Source organism: Flavobacterium columnare (genome assembly GCF_014844295.1).
In the GTDB taxonomy this organism is placed as follows: domain Bacteria; phylum Bacteroidota; class Bacteroidia; order Flavobacteriales; family Flavobacteriaceae; genus Flavobacterium; species Flavobacterium columnare.
In genome coordinates this window covers 982,919-1,001,405 of record NZ_CP054494.1, presented here as the reverse complement: position 1 = coordinate 1,001,405, position 18,487 = coordinate 982,919, and the positions used below count along the sequence as shown (strand labels likewise).

The following is an 18,487-nucleotide window of genomic DNA, read 5'->3' as shown; positions in this document are numbered from 1 at the left end:
ATCACCTAATATTTAGTTTATCATTTCAATGCTAAATTGTGGTCTTTTTGGACAGCTTCATAAATGATTACTTTTTGGAATTTAATTGCCAATTTTTATCATAAGAAACAAAGAAACTAATCCAGATGTTCCTAGAAAGCCTCATAATAATAGGCATAAAAAGAATAAGAGTTAAACTAATGCCTATAAAAGCTGTTTTTAGACTCGTTTTTATAAATACGTAACAAATGATAAATGCAGCTACGCCAAATGCAACACCTAGAGCGTAACTAACATACATGGAACCATAAAAAAATGAAGGTTCCATTGAGTACTGCAATCCACAGTGTGAACAATGTTCATTCATTTTTATTGTATACTTTGGGTTAAACAGGTTGCTTGATTTATACATGCTTTCTTGTTGACATTTAGGACAACTTCCTGTTAAAATGCTATTGATTTTCAATCCTTTTTTTAACATTTGCAAAAATTTTTTTATCAAAGGTAGTTTTTTTTACGCTTTTGAATATATAATTTAATTAACATTTTATGCTAAATATTCACAATTTATCAATTTCTTTTGGAGGAACTTTTTTGTTTGAAGAAGTAACTTTTAGACTAGGCGCGGGGGATCGCGTTGGATTAGTAGGAAAAAATGGAGCAGGAAAGTCTACTCTGTTAAAAATTCTTTCAGGGGATTTTAAACCTGATTCTGGAGATATAGCAACAGAAAAAGACGTACAAATAGGTTTCTTGCGCCAAGATATTGATTTTGTGAAAGGAAGAACGGTACTTGAAGAAGCCTATATGGCTTTTGAAGATATTAAAAGAACAGAATTTGAAATAGATAGAATTAATCAAGAATTAATTACTCGTACTGATTATGAAAGTGAATTGTATGTAGAGCTAATAGAAAAATTAAGCGATTTACAACACCGCTATGAAATACTAGGAGGATACAGCTATGTAGGCCAAGCAGAAAGAGTTTTATTAGGACTTGGTTTTAAAAGAGAAGATTTTAATAGCCAAACAGATACCTTTTCTGGAGGTTGGCGTATGCGTATCGAATTGGCTAAATTATTATTGCAAACGAATGATATTTTATTATTAGACGAACCTACTAATCACTTGGATATAGAAAGCATTATCTGGTTAGAAAATTTTCTAAAAACTTTTCCAGGAGTAGTAGTTATTGTATCGCATGATAAAATGTTTTTAGATAATGTAACCAATAGAACCATAGAAATTTCACTAGGAAAAATATACGATTATAATAAGCCATATACACAGTATTTAGAACTTAGAGAAGAAATTCGTGAAAAACAGTTGCAAACCCAAAAAAACCAACTCAAAAAAGTAGAAGAAACAGAAAAATTAATTGAAAAATTCCGTGCCAAAGCCACTAAAGCATCCATGGCTCAATCTCTTATCAAAAAGTTGGATAAAATGGAGGTTATTGAAGTAGATGAAGATGATAATTCTGTTATGAGTATTTCATTCCCTATTTCGGTAGTTCCTGGCCGTGTAGTTGTAGAAGCAGATAAGGTTACAAAAGCATACGGCGAAAAAACAATTCTAAAAGATATTTCTTTAAATATAGAACGCGGAAGTAAGATTGCTTTTGTTGGACAAAATGGACAAGGAAAATCCACTTTTATAAAAGCAATTGTCAATGAATTCCCTTATGAAGGAATCATTAAATTAGGACATAATGTACAATTAGGCTATTTTGCCCAAAATCAAGCAGAGTACTTAGACGGTGAAAAAACTCTTTTAGATACAATGATTGATGCTGCTACAGACTCGAATCGTTCCAAGGTACGCGACATGCTAGGTGCTTTTTTATTTCGGGGTGATGATGTAGAAAAAAAAGTAAAAATACTTTCAGGGGGAGAAAGAAATCGCTTAGCATTGTGTAAGCTATTGCTACAGCCTTTTAATGTGTTAGTGATGGACGAACCCACCAATCATTTAGATATTAAGTCTAAAAACGTGTTAAAAGCAGCTTTACAAAAGTTTGAAGGAACATTGTTGTTAGTTTCTCACGATCGTGATTTTTTACAAGGAATGGCCAATACCGTGTATGAGTTCAAAGATCAAAAAATTAAAGAGTATTTAGGCGATATCAATTTCTTTTTAGAACAACGCAACGTAGATAATTTCCGTGAAGTCGAGAAAAAAGATGAAATCAAACCCGATTCAAGTTTCAATACCCAAACTAAAAATCTGAGCTACGAAGAGCAAAAAGCAAAAAAAGCGTTACAAAATAAACTGTCGAAAATAGAAAGCCAAATTCAAGAATTAGAAAAAAAAATACAAAAAGAGGATCTTGCATTAGCCGAAAACTACGAAAAATTATCGAAAGACACTTCTTTTTTTGCTGCTTATGAAAACAAGAAAAAAGAACTAGATAAGCTAATGATAGATTGGGAAAATATACAAATAGAACTAGAAGGGTAGTTCTTTAATTTTCAGTAAGCAATAGACTGTTTTTATAACGGAAATATTGCTTACTGTTAACTACTTAAAAGGATGGCGTTGTTGCCATGAAATTTGAGGTTCTAAACGAGCAAATATTTTATGAATAAAACGATTGATAATCGTATTTCTATGATAAATAAAACCAGACATTACAACCGGTTTTGCTCCTATAGAACTTTTGATCTCCAAAGCTGTTCTGCCAAAAATAATCTTCTTAAACTGATTTCTAATGCCAAATTCAGTCATGTTGTACAGCATATTTAAATACAACATATTTTCTTTTTGAACAGATTCATCATATCCCAAAAAATAGGTTTCCAGTAACTCACCATTTAAAAGTAAGGTGTGAAAACCAATTAAATTATCATTCAAAAAATACCCCGTTAGTTTAAAACCATCACCACATTGTTTTTTGAAAGTATAAAAGTGATGTTTTGACAAGAAAAATGTGTTAAAAGGAGCGTTTTTAGCTACATGATGATAAAGAGCATATATTCTTTCTTCATGTATTTTAATTTCTTCTAATGATAATTCGTGGGCAACAATACCTTCAAACTTTTTATGTGAACGTTTGTATTGATCTCGGTATTTTTTTGATAAAACAGCTATATAATCTTCTTTTGTTTTCCACTCTGGATTTAACTCAAAAATCATGTTAGGCTGAATGTTAAATTCAAAAATATTCTTAAAATAATATTTTTTTAACTCATTGCTACAATCGTCATAAAAATCTTTAAAAGTAACGATGTGTATATTGATATTTTGTTTTTTAAAATATAAGATCAAATGATTTGCACATTCTTGTAAAATTTGACTAATAGTAGAAAAATTCATCTTTTTGCTAAACGCATACCCATTTTGTCCCGTAATCATATTATTACCAATAAATAGCACATTAGAAGCAAAATGGCGAAGCAAAAAATTTCTTGTGTAAACTCTAAGACACTTATCTCGATCACCAAATGAAGATAATTGTTGTGATTGAATATATTGAGCTAAGGCAACACCTATCTGTTGATCCTTTTCGTAAATAGCTATGTAAAAACACTGCATATTAACAGGCGAAGACTCTTCTAAAACAGATAGATAAGGTGTTTGTAAAAAAACATTGTCCTTCGCAATCGTATTCCATGTAACAGGAAGATCTTGGATTGCCTCGTGTATAGTAAACGTAATTGATTCCAAAATAAAAAAATAATCGCCTAAATATAAGGCGATTGTTTTATAAATAAATGTTAATGTTTTATAGCCTCCCCTAAATTTTATTCCTGATAATAAATGGAGGTACAATTCAATACCCTGTGTTATAACAATATTTTTATTAATAGTTAAACGTTTAGAGTCTTAAATAAGAACACCAACCCAATGTACCCCAGATTATGTGTTAGTCTTTGTGGTAAAAATGAAAGGGCAAAGAAAGTAAAAAGGTACTAAAAATTTGTCCCACAGCTATAGTCTTGCTATATTGAGGATGAAGGTGTTCTAAAAGTTGAATTCATAATCATACTTGACTTTTCTTTCCATAAAAATACCCCCAAATAGTATCTAACTTTTTGGGGGCAGTGCACTTTTGGACGGCCTCAGATTCAAAGTCATTTTTATATGTAATAAACTTCTAATGTGTAATCTGGGTTTAATTACCCTTTGAAAGGAAATTATAACTTTTCTGGTGAGAGCCTATTTTAATATGTCTTACGGTCTTATAAGTTTGATCCACTAAGTTGTGTTAAATTTGTCTGTACCATGATGAATAACAGTATTTCTGTTTATAAAATTTTCAAAATTATTTTGACATTAATTGCTTAATGAATTCGATAATAAATTAAAGCACGGAGGACTAATATCTGTTGAAGTAAAGCTTGGATTAGCAAACTTAGAATTTAAATTAGAGGAAGTCCCTATAATAAATGAAAAATAGCCTGTATAACTTGAGCCGTTCCAATTAGCATACAGATTATTAATCCCGTCAGGACAATAAAAAATATTATCATTAAAATTTAAATTAGGTTGATTTAATTCAGCATAAACTAAATTACTGTTTGAATTTGTGTGAAAAATGTTATTTTTTATGATAGAGTTTTCACTATAAGATAAGTACAATTCTCCGTTGCCAGAACTGGTAAAATCGTTTGAAAAACAAGTGTTATTTATAATGATAGAATTAGTAACCTTACCGGATCCATTTGGATAATCAAAACCTCCTAATGCAATTGCACAAACTTGATTATTATGAAATATATTATTACGAATTACAATTCCATCAGTAGTTTTACCAATATTTTCACAACCAATTTCAATCCCATATCCATTATGATGTGATTCGTTATTTTCAACGGTAATTTTTTTGCCGCCATCTATATAAATTCCACCAGATGTAGCAGAAGACGAAACGCAATTATAAATGGTATTATTTTTTACCAAACCATTTCTTGCTTGATCATTCTTAGGAAAAGGGCACGTGCCTTCATACCCAATTACGTCAATCCCAATATTCGTTAAATCGTGAATAGTATTATTCATAACCTTAAAATTATCAACATTACCATTAATTGCAATTCCCTCGCTATACCCAAGTCTACAATTGAATAATTGATTGTTTTCTATTACTAAATTACGTATTGCTTTAGTAGGATTGGTACCATAAACAATAATTCCTTGTGCATTAGTTGATGCGTTTACAGGAGCACTTGGATTGGAAGAAAAATGAATATCATGAATTATACAATTTTTGATAGTTATTTCATTACACAAGCCTTCTATTAAAATACCTTGGGCATCATTTTGGATGTTATTTCTTAATTCTAAACCATCTATTGTAATAGCGTTTTTGTTTAAAATAGAGATGATAGAATTTTTATTGGCAATACCCGTTGCATCAATAATAGGAAGGGTAGAAGTTTGGTTTTTAATCGTAATATTATTAACTGGAATTTGAATTTTTTCATTGTAAACGCCACTATCAACATTTAAGGTGCTATTAGCGCGCATATTATTTAAACTATGTTGAATCGTTTTCCAAGGGAAATCTATCGTTCCAGGATTGGCATCATTACCTCTTGGCGATACATAATAACTAGTTGGAGAAGTACAATGATTAGCCTGATACAAACGATTAACGATACAAACGATTATTATTAGGGCAAACAATGGTATTAATATTCTTTTCATTTTTTTTGTTTAAGGTGAAAAAATACGGTTAAATCTTTATCAATGTTCTGTCGTCTTAGTGATGATGGCAGAACCCGTTAGCTTTTTGTTCTTATTAAAGATAGTAGTTTGTAAGTACAAAATCAAATTTCAATTAAGCTGAAATGTAATAAAGTAGACGTTTGTCAACAAAAACCTTAGAAGGGGGGATCAAACGCTATTTTGTAAAAATATTAAAATGATTGGCATGGCCTCAAAAAAAATAAAAATAAGAGAAATAAAATAAAAGGTTTTAACCACAATTATACATTGAAAAATTTACAGATAAAATAATTTTAAATTTTATAATAAGAAGAAGAGTAATGTCTCCTGTAATAAAAATGTGTGCCAGAGGATTGCATTGCCCCCAAAAAGTTAGATACCATTTGGGTACACTTTTATAGCTCGTTGATTTCTTTTTCGGATAGTCCAGTTAGCTTTATTATATCAGGAATTGAAAGCCCCATCGTTTTTGCTTGCTTAGCAATTTTAATTTTTTCTTCAATTTTTCCTTGAATCTTTCCTTCTTCTTTACCGTCGTCAAAAGCCGTGTCAATAATACTTTTTAGGTCTCTGTACACTTTTAAACTACTTTCGTATTTATCTAATTCCCATTGTCCAAAATTAGCCAATTCGGCTTTTTCAAAGGCTTGAGTAAAAACCTCATCTTTGAAAATGGTAGGTATATTTTGGAAGTCTTCTAGGTTTTTAATAAAATACAACCACTTGTCTAAACGGGAGTTTAAGTCAGTTTCCTGTTTTTTAAAGTTGGGCATTTCCAAATAAATATAGGTCAGTTTATCATAAAAAACCTTTCCATTTTGGTTTTTTAGTTTAATGGTGTGTACGACTTCGCTTTTTTCGGGTTCAGATTCGTAATCGTCAAAAGTAAAATCTAAAATACCTATGCAGTAAACGGATTTGAGGTGATAGTTCCATTCTCCTTTTTCGGCTTGTTCTCTAATAGGAAAAGTGGCGTAATAAATGGTTCGTTCTTTAAAGAAATTTTGTTTTGCTTTTTGTAGTTCTACGATGAATTTTTCGCCTTTTTCATTTTGGCAATAGATGTCGTATATGGCTTTTCTGTCGAGGTCGGTAATTCCGAGTTGCTCGGTGTTTTTAAAAGAAAGTTCTTTAATTTGGTCGTGTTGAGGCAATAGTGTATTAAGGAAGTCTATGAGCAAATTTTTGCTGGCTTCTTCCCCAAATATTTTTTTAAATCCAAAGTCGGTAAACGGATTGATGTATTTAGCCTTCATGATTCCAAATGGTTTGATGATTCAAATTTACAAAAAATATTTGACAGAGTGTTTTTAGCTGTCATATAGACAAACGACTAATAGAACTAGATTTTCAGTAGTTTTATGAAAGACTATTTTTAATAGAAATACTAAAAATAAATATTATGATCACAAAAACGTCGAAAAAAATAAGGAGAAATAAAAACTTTATTTACTCAAACAAGAAGTTTATTTTAAATTTATTGAATTTTGAATGGAGCATTTCATTATTGAGTCAGTAAGTATTTTTTACCCCAGATTACGCATTAGAAAAACTAATTTTTACAACTCATTGAAATAAAAATTTTTAATTTTTATCAATTCTAGTTCTTAAAAAAATAAAGTATTGGTAATCAATATTTTTTTTAAAATTCTCTAATGCGTAATTTGGATTTGATAATTATACGCGTTGTATAGTGAATATGATGTTCTTTTTTATTTGTAAAACCTACTTATTAAAGTAGGTTTGAGTAATTTTAGGATTCTAGTAAAATAACACTAATAGATAAAAGGAATTTACCTATTTAATTTTTAAAATTCGATGAACAGATATACAAAAATAGAAAGGATAAGCTTAAAGTATAGGGATCTCTTTTTCAAATGCAGAGCCAAAAGAAATGAATGAATCAGTACTTCCAACACCCTCAATAATATGAATTTTTTCGTATAAAATTTTCCTAAACTCTTCATTGTTAGTAGCTACAATTTTTAAAAATAAAGCATATTTGCCAGACACAAAATGACATTCTACAACTTCTGGAATCTCTTTTAGTCTTTCAGCAATAGAATAAGAATAACGAGCTTCTTTAGTAGCAATTCCTGTATAGGTAATAGTTTCGTAGCCCATAGCTTTTGCATCAAGCTTAATAGAAAAACCTTTGATAATACCTGCTTCTTGCATTTTCTTGATTCGTTGGTGAACTAATGAATTAGAAATGTTTAATTCCTTAGCCAATTCAGAATAGGCAAAACGACCATCTAAACTTAGCTTTTCAATTATTTTTTTGTTGATATAATCTATTATTTTATTTAACCCCTGTGACATTTTTATCCTTTTTAAAGTTTGGTATTAATGAGAAAATAAGTAAAAAAATAATATTGATCTTTTTGCCTATTTTATATTGTTTTTAAAATGTTAAATTAACACAATTAAGAGTCTATAAAAGTCAAATTTTAATAAATTTACTTAGATGTTGTAAATATACTTATAAATATACTAATTTTGTGTCACATTAAAAGAAAACAACACCATGGATAAAGATCAATTATTGTCAAAATTATGGGAGCAATACATCGCTATTACTCCATCTGCTCAAAAAATTCACGCATTATTAGCTGCTGAAGGAGAAATAATAGGAAATGACCATATTGCTATTCGTACATACGATGATAAACGTGTCGATATTTCGGTTTTAGAAAAACCTTTTTTAAAAGCAGGTTATGAGCCAAAAGGCGAATATGTTTTTGAATCTAAAAAATTATTTGCAAAACATTATGAACACGCTACAGATAAAAGCGCACCACGCGTTTTTATTTCACAATTAGAATTAGCTAAATGTTCAGAATCATTACAAAAAACGGTAAAAGAAACTTTAGACGCTTGTGACCAATCAGTGTTTCAAAAAGAAGATTTAATTTTAAGTGGCGCTGTATGGAATAATTCTTCTAATGCAACCTATTCCGCTTTATTAGAAGAATCGGAATATGCAGCGTGGATGTATATTTATGGTTTCCGCGCTAATCACTTTACAATTAATGTGAATGCCTTGACCCAATTTCCGACATTACAGTCTTTAAACCAATTTTTAAAAGACAATGGTTGGAAATTAAATACTTCTGGTGGTGAAATTAAGGGAACTCCTGCTGAACTATTAGAACAATCAAGCACATTAGCTGATTTATATACAGTAAACTTTGATGAAGGAGCTAAAGAAATACCTTCTTGCTATTATGAATTTGCGTTGCGTTATCCAATGGCTAATGGAGAGCTTTATTCAGGATTTATAGCTGCTTCAGCAGATAAAATTTTTGAAAGTACAGACGTGAAACTTCAAAATGAAGCAAAATAAGTTTTTATATAAAAAATAATACAGAGTTCTCTTGTGAAAATAAGAGAACTCTTTTTGTTTTAAAACAAAAAATTAAAAGAAACTAGCATGATTAAAAAAATTTTCTTATTGCTCATTTCTCTAACAGCAGGCGCGCAAACTATTCAAATAAAAAACGAAAAAGTAACTATAGATGGCGTTCCAGTTCTTCAGCTAAAAGTAATATCCAATCGCTTCAAATATGATCTATATGATCTGAATAATAATTTGATGCTTCATGCGAAAATGATACCTTGTAGAGGTTGTAAAGAAATAAATGAAATTCAATTTGAATTGATTAGCCCTAACTACTCAGATGTAAAAAGATTAAAAGTTTTAGAAGAATCCTTTAGTCGTTCCAGAGAATTTATCAAGATGCTATGTCAGTACCATGTATTGAATCAAAAAGGACTTGATTTAGAACGTCTTTTTACAATAGATGAAGAAAGATTAAAGTTAGAACCCGTTGAAACGAAACCAATTGAAGAAAACATAAGTACTAAAGAATTTAAAATCGTAGCAAATGACTTACTCGTTCACGGAGAAAAAGTTGGTTTTTTTGAACAGAAACAAGAAAGTCTAAAATGTAAAAATTATCAACTAAATTATATTAAATACATCCTATTTGATTTAGATCGCAATTTAATTGCTTCTTATTGCACAATAGAAGATACCGCTCCCTATGGACATCCTGATTTCTTCAGGATTTCAGAAGCTTTGCAAATCGATCGATTAGTCGTTCGAAACGGTGTGAATTATGTATATGACACACTGCCAAAAGAAGTAATAATGCAATTTTTAGCGACAAAGGCTTTTCAACAGAATTATCATTTGGGACATTTTATCAATAGGAACTATTCCCCTGTTTTGACCGATTCAGAACAAAATGAAGAAGTGAAATATATTGACAAAAGTTCTAAATATTTCTTGTGTAGACATGAAGATATTGTGGGAATAGGGACTTTTGATCTAGTAAAAGGATTTAATGATGACCCTAGTTTTAAGACTGGTAAACAACACATTTACTTTAAACCATTAGATACGGATTTGAAACCCTATGTTATTCATGGAAAATATGATGAAAAAGTAATTATAGAAAATCATTACGAATCCAATGCCTACATTGCTTTTGATGTAGTTAATAAAGATGTTTTTGAAATTTTTGAAACGATACAAAGTGCACAAGAATTAAGACCCGATTGGTCTGTATTTAGAAAAATAGTATATGAAAATCAAAAATTTTATATTGCATTAGATTTTAAACAATTCATCATAAAAGACAAAAGAAAAAATAAAGGCGTTCGGTTATCCAATAAAAAGAATAGAGCAACAAAACAAATCTTAAAATACTTAGATATAGATCCTGAAATTTTGAAAAAGTATGAATTAAAGCATTTAGATGAATTAATTCAGATCATTTCCGTAGCCAAGTAAATTCTTTTATTAATTTAGTTTTCAAATTATTAAAATACACTAAATCTGTTATGGCACAACGCAAAATCTTTATTTTCGATTTCGATAGTACTTTTATACAAGTAGAAGCACTCGATGAATTGTGTACTATTATTCATGGAGAAACACCTATAGCCGAAACAGTTCTAAAAACCATTCAAGAAATAACCAATCAAGGAATGGAAGGACGTATTACCTTAAAAGAATCGTTATCAAAACGAATTCATTTATTACAAGCACATCGAGATCATCTAGAAGAATTAATAAAAAAATTAAAAGATAAAATTTCCACATCTGTTATTCAAAATAAAAACTTCTTTAAACTACACAGCGAAGAAGTGTACGTTATATCAAACGGATTCAAAGAAATAATAGTACCTATTGTCCAAGAGTTTGGAATAAAACCCGAAAATGTATTAGCAAATACCTTCGTTTTTGATCATCAAGGAAATATAGTAGGATTTGATGAAAAAGAAGAACTGTGTGAAAATAAAGGAAAAGCATTAAAAATTCAATCCTTAAAGTTAGAAGGAGAAGTAATCATGATAGGTGATGGCTATACCGATTACGAAACACTACAATACGGAGTAGTATCTAAATTTTATGCTTTTACCGAAAATATAAAACGTCAAGTAGTATTAGATTTAGCAGAAAAAGTAGCTCCCTCTTTAGATGAGATCTTATACGATTTGTCCGTAAAAGCGTCCGTTTCTTATCCTAAGAATAGAATACAAGTCTTACTATTAGAAAACATTCACCCAGACGCAGTTGCTCAATTCGAACGCGAAGGGTATCAAGTTACCAGTTTAAAAGGATCACTATCAGAAGAGGAGTTGTGTGAACAGATTAAGGAGGTATCCATACTCGGAATTCGTTCTAAGACAACCGTATCAGCACGTGTTTTAGAAAACGCCCATAAACTGCATGCAATTGGTACTTTTTGTATAGGAACCAATCAAGTAAACCTACAAGTTTGTAGTCAAAAAGGAATAGCTGTTTTTAATGCCCCTTATAGTAATACACGTTCAGTCGTAGAACTAGCAATAGGAGAAATGATCATGCTAATGCGTGCTACTTTTGAAAAAAGTCAAAAAATGCACCAAGGAATTTGGGATAAGTCGGCTAATGGTAGTGTAGAAATTAGAGGGAAAAAATTAGGAATTGTTGGATATGGTAGTATTGGATCTCAACTTTCTATTTTAGCTGAAGCCCTAGGAATGCAAGTCTACTTTTATGATGTGGTAGATAAACTAGCTTTAGGAAATGCTAAAAAATGCGCATCGTTACAAGAACTGTTGGCAGTGGCAGATGTGGTGTCTTTGCATGTTGATGGAAGAGAAAATAATGAACAACTGATGGATGCAAACGCATTTAGTGCGATGAAAAATGGAGTAGTATTCTTAAATTTGTCCCGCGGACATATAGTAGATATGGATGCACTAATTGTTAATTTAGATAGTGGTAAGATAAGAGGGGCAGCTATAGATGTTTTTCCTTATGAACCTAAAAATAATGATGAGGTATTCCTCTCCGCCCTGCGTGGAAGAGATAATGTCATACTAACACCACATATAGGAGGTAGTACAGAAGAAGCCCAACACGATATAGGAAATTATGTGTCAAGAAAAATAATACAGTATATCAATACAGGAACTACTTTTGGAAGCGTTAATTTGCCCGAAATTCAATTACCTGAATTTGATAATGCCCATCGAGTAATGCACATACACGAAAACGTCAAAGGGATATTGGCACAAATTAATACAATATTTTCCAATGCAAATTGCAACATTTTAGGACAATATTTAAAAACAAATGAACAAATAGGGTACGTAATTACAGATGTAGATAGTTTTTATGATCCAGATTTAGAAAAACAATTAAAAATGATACCCAATACAATACGATATAGAATCTTGTATTAATCATTAAAAACATAACGTATCAAAAGAAATTAAAAATTTCTGTTTAAAAAGAATTAAAAAGTGAGCATGAAATTAGATGTTTTAGAACAATCATTACAAGGAAAGTTATACCATGATACAACCATGCGTACACTGTATGCCACAGATGCTAGTGCATACCGTGAAATGCCTATGGCTGTTGCGGTGCCAGAATCAAAAGAAGATATAAAGAAAATAATAGATTTTGCTCGTACAAATAAACTAAGTGTTATACCACGCGCTGCAGGAACTTCCTTAGCAGGTCAAGTCGTTGGGCAAGGTATTGTGGTAGATATATCCCAAAAATTTACATCTATTTTAAGTGTCAACAAAGAAGAAAAATCAGCCTGGGTACAACCAGGAGTCATTCGAGATGAACTTAATTTAGATCTAAAAAAATACGGTTTATTTTTTGGACCCGAGACATCCACCAGTAATCGTTGTATGATTGGAGGAATGGTAGGGAATAACGCTTGTGGTGCTCGTTCAGTCGTCTATGGTTCTACTCGTGAACATTTATTAGAAATCAAAGGATATTTAGCAGATGGGAATGAGGTTACTTTTGGAGAATTAACCAATGAAGAGTTTGAAGCTAAGTGTCAAGGTATAAATGTTGTAAGTGAATTAGAACAAAAAATTTATTTGCAAGCCAAAGAAATACTATCTAACCCCGTAAACCAAGAATTGTTTAATGCCAATTATCCCAAAAAAACAATTCCAAGGCGTAATACAGGATATGCTTTAGATTTATTAGCTGATACAGCACCTTTTGGAAACTTTCAAGAAAAATTTAATTTCTGTAAACTCATTGCAGGTTCGGAAGGAACTCTATTTTTTGCTACAGAAATCAAGTTAAACTTAGTGGATGCCTTAAAACCTAAAGCGGGTTTGGTGTGTGTGCACTGCGATAGTATCAATGCTTCTTTAAAGGCTAATTTAATTGCATTAGAATACAATCCAGATAGTGTAGAGTTAATCGACCATTATATTCTAGACTGTACCAAAGAAAATATAGAACAAAGTAAAAATCGTTTCTTTGTTCAAGGCGATCCTAAAGCTATTTTAGTAGTAGAATTTCTTCGTGATACAGTAGAAGAAATTCAGGAAACAGCTCAAAAAATGGAAGAGCAGATGCGAGCAGCAGGCTTAGGTTATCATTTTCCAATTGTTTATGGAGAAGATACAAATAAAGTATGGAATCTTCGTAAAGCAGGTTTAGGACTTTTGTCTAATATTCCAGGAGATGCTAAAGCCGTAGCCGTGATAGAAGATACGGCAGTAGCTGTAGAAGATTTGCCTGATTTTATTGAAGAATTCAACAAAATTTTAGAAAGCAGGAATCTATTTTGCGTACATTATGCGCATGCCGCTACGGGCGAATTGCATTTGCGTCCTATTATAGATCTGAAGACACAAGAAGGAACAAATATGTTCCGAACGATAGCAACAGATATTGCATATTTGGTAAAAAAATACAAAGGTTCATTAAGTGGAGAGCATGGAGATGGACGGTTACGAGGCGAATTTATTCCATTCATGTTAGGTGAAGATATTTATCAAATGTTTATTCAAGTAAAAAATACCTGGGATCCTTGGGGAGTTTTCAATCCAGGTAAAATTGTTAATACACCTCCCATGGATACTTCGTTGCGTTACCAAGTAGGACAAGTAACACCAATGCCAGAAACATATTTTGACTTTTCAGAGTTAAATGGATTTGTGCGTTCCGCAGAAATGTGTAACGGTTCTGGAGATTGTCGTAAAACCGAAAAAAGCGGAGGAACCATGTGTCCTAGTTATATGGCCACTCGTAACGAAAAACATACCACAAGAGCAAGAGCTAATATTTTACGAGAAACCATCACACATTCTAAAAAAATAAATCCATTTGATCACGAAGAAATAATAGATGTTTTAGACTTATGTTTGAGTTGTAAAGGATGTAAATCAGAATGTCCTTCAAATGTAGATATGGCTAAGTTAAAAGCAGAAGCCCTGCAACAGTATCATGATAAAAATGGAATAAAATTTCGTTCTAAATTAATAGGTCATACGCCACGAGTAAACAAAATGTTTGCTCAAGTACCCTTTTTGTATAATTTGTCAACCAAAGGATTTTTAGGAACCCTAGTAAAGAAAACAACAGGATTTGCTACAGAACGCTCCCTTCCTGAAATGTATAAAATAACCTTTGAAAAATGGATAGCTAAATTTAATCAAGAAGGAACTTTTGAAAACGGAGAAGTTTATCTATATAGTGATGAATTTTTAAATTATTTTGATGTAACTATTGGGCAAACAGCTGTTAAATTATTAAATAAATTAGGTTATAAAGTTATCGTTCCATCAATAGGAATCAGCGGTAGAACCTATTTATCGAAAGGAATGGTAAAAATTGCCCGTGAAATAGCCGAAAAAAATGTAGAAAAAGTATATGATTTGCTGCCTAAAGAGGCTGTTTTAGTAGGAATAGAACCATCTGCTATCTTAACCTTTAGAGACGAATATCCCGATTTGTGTCGAAATGATTTAAAAAATAAAGCAAAACAAATTGCTAAAAAAACTTTTTTAATAGAAGAGTTTTTAGCACAAGAAATAGAAAAAGGAAAAATAACTTCTGATCATTTTACAGATAAAGAAGAACGTGTACGTATGCACGGACACTGTTTTCAAAAAGCCTTATCTTCCTTAGTACCCTTGAAACAAATATTGTCATTACCTAAAAATTATACAGTTTTAAATATACCAAGTGGCTGCTGTGGTATGGCAGGTTCATTTGGATATGAAAAAGAACATTACGAAATCTCAATGAATATCGGAGAATTGGTTTTGTTTCCAACGATTCGCCAAGAATCAAAAGAAACAATTATTTCGGCATCAGGAACAAGCTGTCGTCATCAAATTGCAGATGGAACTGGTAGGCAAGCGCAGCATCCAGTAGAGATTTTATATAAAGCACTGAAATAAAAATAGAGTAATTATAAAACGAAGAAGGTGTCTGAAAAGGGTGAAATGACAAGGTTACAACCTTTTCGGACAAGCCTCTTTCTTCAAAAAGAATTAAGGCAATAGTACTTCAATAAAACACAAAACAGGTTAAAGCCCAAATGAATCTAAATAATAAGATTCGTTTGGGTTTCCTGTTTTGGAGAGTCGAAATTTATTAAGATTTCGTTTGTTGAAGTGTTTGTTGTTTAGAATTTATTTTTGTTTAATAAGGTTAAAATAGATTTAATTTCTAAATATAGGTTTGTTTGTAATATAATATTCTGATAATGTTATTTTTGTTGAAAAAACAAACACAATGAGTAATCCCGATTTAGAAGTCTCTCAGCAATTACAACAATTATTATCACAAGTAGAAGACCGTACAAAATATTTTTTAGGATATCCAGTCTCTAAAGATTTTGATTATTCTGAACTACTCCCTTTTTTGCAATTTCCAATGAACAATTTAGGCGATCCATTTGTAAAATCAACCTATCAAGTAGATTCACGCGAAATGGAGCGAGAAGTCGTTCGTTTTTTTGCAGAACTTTTTAGAGCCAATCCTGAGAATGTCTGGGGGTATGTTACAAATGGAGGGTCAGAAGGCAATTTATACGGTTTGTATGTTGCCAGGGAATTGTATCCTAATGCTATGGTTTATTTCTCTGAGGATACTCATTATAGTATTCAAAAAAATGTAACGCTTCTTAATATGGAGTATGTCATTGTTCGTTCACAAGAAAATGGAGAGATGGACTATAAAGATCTAAAAGAAGCCATTCGTTATAATAGACATCGTCCTGTTGTAGTAGTAGCAAATATTGGGACAACTATGACAGAAGCTAAAGATCATATCCCAACGATCAAACAAATTGTTGCAGATATGGCAATTGAAAAACATTATGTTCACGCTGATGCTGCTCTAGCAGGTGGATTTGCTCCTTTCGTAGAGCCTCGTCCTGCTTTTGATTTTGTAGATGGATGTGATAGTATATCCGTAAGTGGGCATAAATTTATTGGTTCGCCTATGCCTTCAGGAGTAGTAGTGGTAAAAAAAGAAAATCGTGATAGAATAGCTAAAAAAATTGCCTATATAGGTTCTTCAGATGCTACGATTACAGGATCTAGGAATGGGCATAGTCCTTTGTTTTTATGGTATGCCATTAAAAAATTAGGTCTTGAAGGTTTTGCTTTACGGACACAACATAGTTTGCAAGTGGCAGCTTATACTGAGCAAAAATTGAACGAAATAGGTGTAAAGGCTTGGCGTAATCCTAATGCTATTACGGTTGTGTTTCCTTCCCCCTCCGTGGAGGTTTGTGCAAAATGGCAACTAGCTACTGAAAAAGGATATTCTCATATTATTTGCATGCCCAATGTTACTTTTGAGCAAATAGACGAGTTTATTTCGGATGTGTTAAGTTTAAAGTGTTGATTTGTAGTTTTTTGAAAATAAAATAAATTAAAAAAGCTAAAAGTGCTTGTAGATATCAATAAACGTTATATATTTGCACTCGAAATAGCGCGGGATAGAGCAGTAGGCAGCTCGTCGGGCTCATAACCCGAAGGTCACAGGTTCGAGTCCTGTTCCCGCTACTAAGTTGAAATGCTGAAAATACAAATCGCACAGCGCGGGATAGAGCAGTAGGCAGCTCGTCGGGCTCATAACCCGAAGGTCACAGGTTCGAGTCCTGTTCCCGCTACTAAGTTGAAATGCTGAAAATACAAATCGCACAGCGCGGGATAGAGCAGTAGGCAGCTCGTCGGGCTCATAACCCGAAGGTCACAGGTTCGAGTCCTGTTCCCGCTACTAAGTTTGAAAAGACTAAAAATACAAATCGCACAGCGCGGGATAGAGCAGTAGGCAGCTCGTCGGGCTCATAACCCGAAGGTCACAGGTTCGAGTCCTGTTCCCGCTACAAAGAAAATCCGTAACAAACTTAATTTTAAGTAGTTACGGATTTTTGATTTTTACATTTGTATTATTTATGTATTGTAAAGTTTTTTGTAAATAATAAAACAAGTTTATTTTTTACTTTTTTGGTATTTCTCCGGTTTGAATAAGTTTATAAAATTCTTCCCTATTTAGTAAAAGTGTCCCTTGTTTTTCTGCCTTATCCATTTTTGATGGTCCAGCATTATCTCCACAACATAAAAAAGTTAAATTGGTTGTTACGCTCTTTGCTATATGAAAATTATTATTTTCTGCAATTTGAGTTATTTCTTTTTTATCTGTTGGCGAAAAACCAGTAAAACAAATTTCATTAAGTTTTTCTTTTTTTACTGTTAATGTATAAACAATATCCCAACCTTTTTGCTCTGTTAAATTATCTATCTCTGTTTCTGTTAGTTCAGTTTTTGAGCGAATAATTCGTATTAGTTTATCTGATAAATTCATAATTATTTTTCAAGTTTAATTATTGAATAATCGCATTTTCTATATCGTGTGTGTCAGTTTTCGGATGGAATATTACTTTACAAGAATAATTAGACCTTAACATTGCTCCAAAACTATTTTGTGAATCAACTGTACCAATTACAATAAAAGTAGTGTCATTAACTTTCGTTACTCCATCAGCACCTCCTTCAAATTCTGCCGATGCTGGGGATTTTAATTTTTCTTTGATATAAATTTGTGCGTGTGTTAAAGCATCAATTTTATCATACGATTTTACTTTGTTTTCTTCTTCATTATTGCAACCACATTTTACTACTACAAAAACTGCTACTACTACAAAGATTAGAAACGTAATTACTGCCTTTTTGGGGTCTTGCTTTTGTGTGTTTGGTTTGTAAGGATTTGATTTGTCAAACTTTTCCATTCTCTTTTTATTATTTGTTCCCAAACGTCCCCAAACAGAAGTTAGTTAAAATAATCAGCGTGGGACATTTCCTAACTGCCAGCAACGTCCGACCAAGAACGCATACGAAGAATAAGAAAGCCCACGCCTTTGCGTGTGCAACCTTTATTCTCTTCGTATCTTGTATTAACTTGGTCGGTTTTGCTGACAAGAAAGAGGACGCCGATATGTTGAATTCAATTTTTATTTCATACCACAAATATAAAACTATTTATTCATTTTACATTATA

Annotated in this window: 13 protein-coding genes and 4 tRNA genes; 10 read left to right on the top strand and 7 right to left on the bottom strand. The window is 31.8% G+C overall.

Annotation, left to right across the window (positions count from 1 at the left end):
• Positions 1 to 67: 67 nt before the first annotated feature.
• Positions 68 to 460, bottom strand: coding sequence for a DUF983 domain-containing protein (locus HUE53_RS04445; protein WP_014166382.1), 393 nt, complete (start codon positions 458 to 460; stop codon positions 68 to 70).
• A 68-nt stretch (positions 461 to 528) separates the two neighbouring features.
• Here HUE53_RS04445 and HUE53_RS04440 point away from each other — a divergent pair, with 68 nt between their 5' ends.
• Positions 529 to 2,439 (top strand): ABC-F family ATP-binding cassette domain-containing protein, encoded by a 1,911-nt coding sequence (locus tag HUE53_RS04440; RefSeq protein ID WP_065213043.1) that lies wholly within the window; start codon positions 529 to 531, stop codon positions 2,437 to 2,439.
• 60 nt (positions 2,440 to 2,499) lie between these two features.
• On the opposite strand, the gene HUE53_RS04435 is transcribed toward HUE53_RS04440, so the two are convergent.
• The 4 genes from HUE53_RS04435 to HUE53_RS04420 all read right to left on the bottom strand — a co-directional run bounded on the left by HUE53_RS04435 (position 2,500) and on the right by HUE53_RS04420 (position 7,971).
• Positions 2,500 to 3,645: an 8-amino-7-oxononanoate synthase gene (locus HUE53_RS04435; protein WP_198424914.1), complete on the bottom strand. Its 1,146-nt coding sequence runs from the start codon at positions 3,643 to 3,645 to the stop codon at positions 2,500 to 2,502.
• 609 nt (positions 3,646 to 4,254) lie between these two features.
• Positions 4,255 to 5,628, bottom strand: coding sequence for a right-handed parallel beta-helix repeat-containing protein (locus HUE53_RS04430; protein ID WP_192188747.1), 1,374 nt, complete (start codon positions 5,626 to 5,628; stop codon positions 4,255 to 4,257).
• A gap of 416 nt (positions 5,629 to 6,044) precedes the next feature.
• Positions 6,045 to 6,905 carry an Rpn family recombination-promoting nuclease/putative transposase gene (locus HUE53_RS04425; protein WP_077225590.1) on the bottom strand — a complete coding sequence of 287 codons (861 nt, stop codon included), beginning with the start codon at positions 6,903 to 6,905 and terminating at the stop codon, positions 6,045 to 6,047.
• 595 nt (positions 6,906 to 7,500) lie between these two features.
• A complete protein-coding gene (locus HUE53_RS04420) occupies positions 7,501 to 7,971 on the bottom strand; it encodes an Lrp/AsnC family transcriptional regulator (protein WP_014166377.1) in 471 nt (156 codons plus the stop codon).
• A gap of 205 nt (positions 7,972 to 8,176) precedes the next feature.
• On the opposite strand from HUE53_RS04420, the gene HUE53_RS04415 reads away from it, so the two are divergent.
• The 9 genes from HUE53_RS04415 to HUE53_RS04375 all read left to right on the top strand — a co-directional run bounded on the left by HUE53_RS04415 (position 8,177) and on the right by HUE53_RS04375 (position 17,315).
• Positions 8,177 to 8,995 carry a DUF1338 domain-containing protein gene (locus tag HUE53_RS04415; protein WP_014166376.1) on the top strand — a complete coding sequence of 273 codons (819 nt, stop codon included), beginning with the start codon at positions 8,177 to 8,179 and terminating at the stop codon, positions 8,993 to 8,995.
• A gap of 87 nt (positions 8,996 to 9,082) precedes the next feature.
• Entirely contained in the window at positions 9,083 to 10,447 is a 1,365-nt protein-coding gene (locus HUE53_RS04410; protein ID WP_192188746.1) for a hypothetical protein, read from the top strand.
• A gap of 50 nt (positions 10,448 to 10,497) precedes the next feature.
• Entirely contained in the window at positions 10,498 to 12,390 is a 1,893-nt protein-coding gene (gene serA, locus HUE53_RS04405) for a phosphoglycerate dehydrogenase (RefSeq protein ID WP_065213046.1), read from the top strand.
• A gap of 66 nt (positions 12,391 to 12,456) precedes the next feature.
• The gene (locus tag HUE53_RS04400) at positions 12,457 to 15,375 is read left to right on the top strand and encodes an FAD-binding and (Fe-S)-binding domain-containing protein (protein WP_014166373.1); all 2,919 of its coding nucleotides are present in this window, start codon (positions 12,457 to 12,459) and stop codon (positions 15,373 to 15,375) included.
• Positions 15,376 to 15,712: 337 nt separating this feature from the next.
• Positions 15,713 to 16,831, top strand: coding sequence for a histidine decarboxylase (locus tag HUE53_RS04395; RefSeq protein WP_065213047.1), 1,119 nt, complete (start codon positions 15,713 to 15,715; stop codon positions 16,829 to 16,831).
• Positions 16,832 to 16,919: 88 nt separating this feature from the next.
• Positions 16,920 to 16,992, top strand: a tRNA-Met gene (locus tag HUE53_RS04390).
• A gap of 34 nt (positions 16,993 to 17,026) precedes the next feature.
• A tRNA-Met gene (locus tag HUE53_RS04385) sits at positions 17,027 to 17,099 on the top strand.
• Between the two features lie 34 nt (positions 17,100 to 17,133).
• Positions 17,134 to 17,206: transfer RNA gene (locus HUE53_RS04380), tRNA-Met, on the top strand.
• Positions 17,207 to 17,242: 36 nt separating this feature from the next.
• Positions 17,243 to 17,315: transfer RNA gene (locus tag HUE53_RS04375), tRNA-Met, on the top strand.
• Between the two features lie 113 nt (positions 17,316 to 17,428).
• Here HUE53_RS04375 and HUE53_RS04370 read toward each other — a convergent pair.
• Positions 17,429 to 17,794: a BRCT domain-containing protein gene (locus HUE53_RS04370; protein ID WP_192188745.1), complete on the bottom strand. Its 366-nt coding sequence runs from the start codon at positions 17,792 to 17,794 to the stop codon at positions 17,429 to 17,431.
• Between the two features lie 19 nt (positions 17,795 to 17,813).
• On the bottom strand, positions 17,814 to 18,218 hold the full coding sequence (locus HUE53_RS04365; RefSeq protein ID WP_192188744.1) for a hypothetical protein: 405 nt from the start codon (positions 18,216 to 18,218) through the stop codon (positions 17,814 to 17,816).
• Positions 18,219 to 18,487 lie beyond the last annotated feature (269 nt).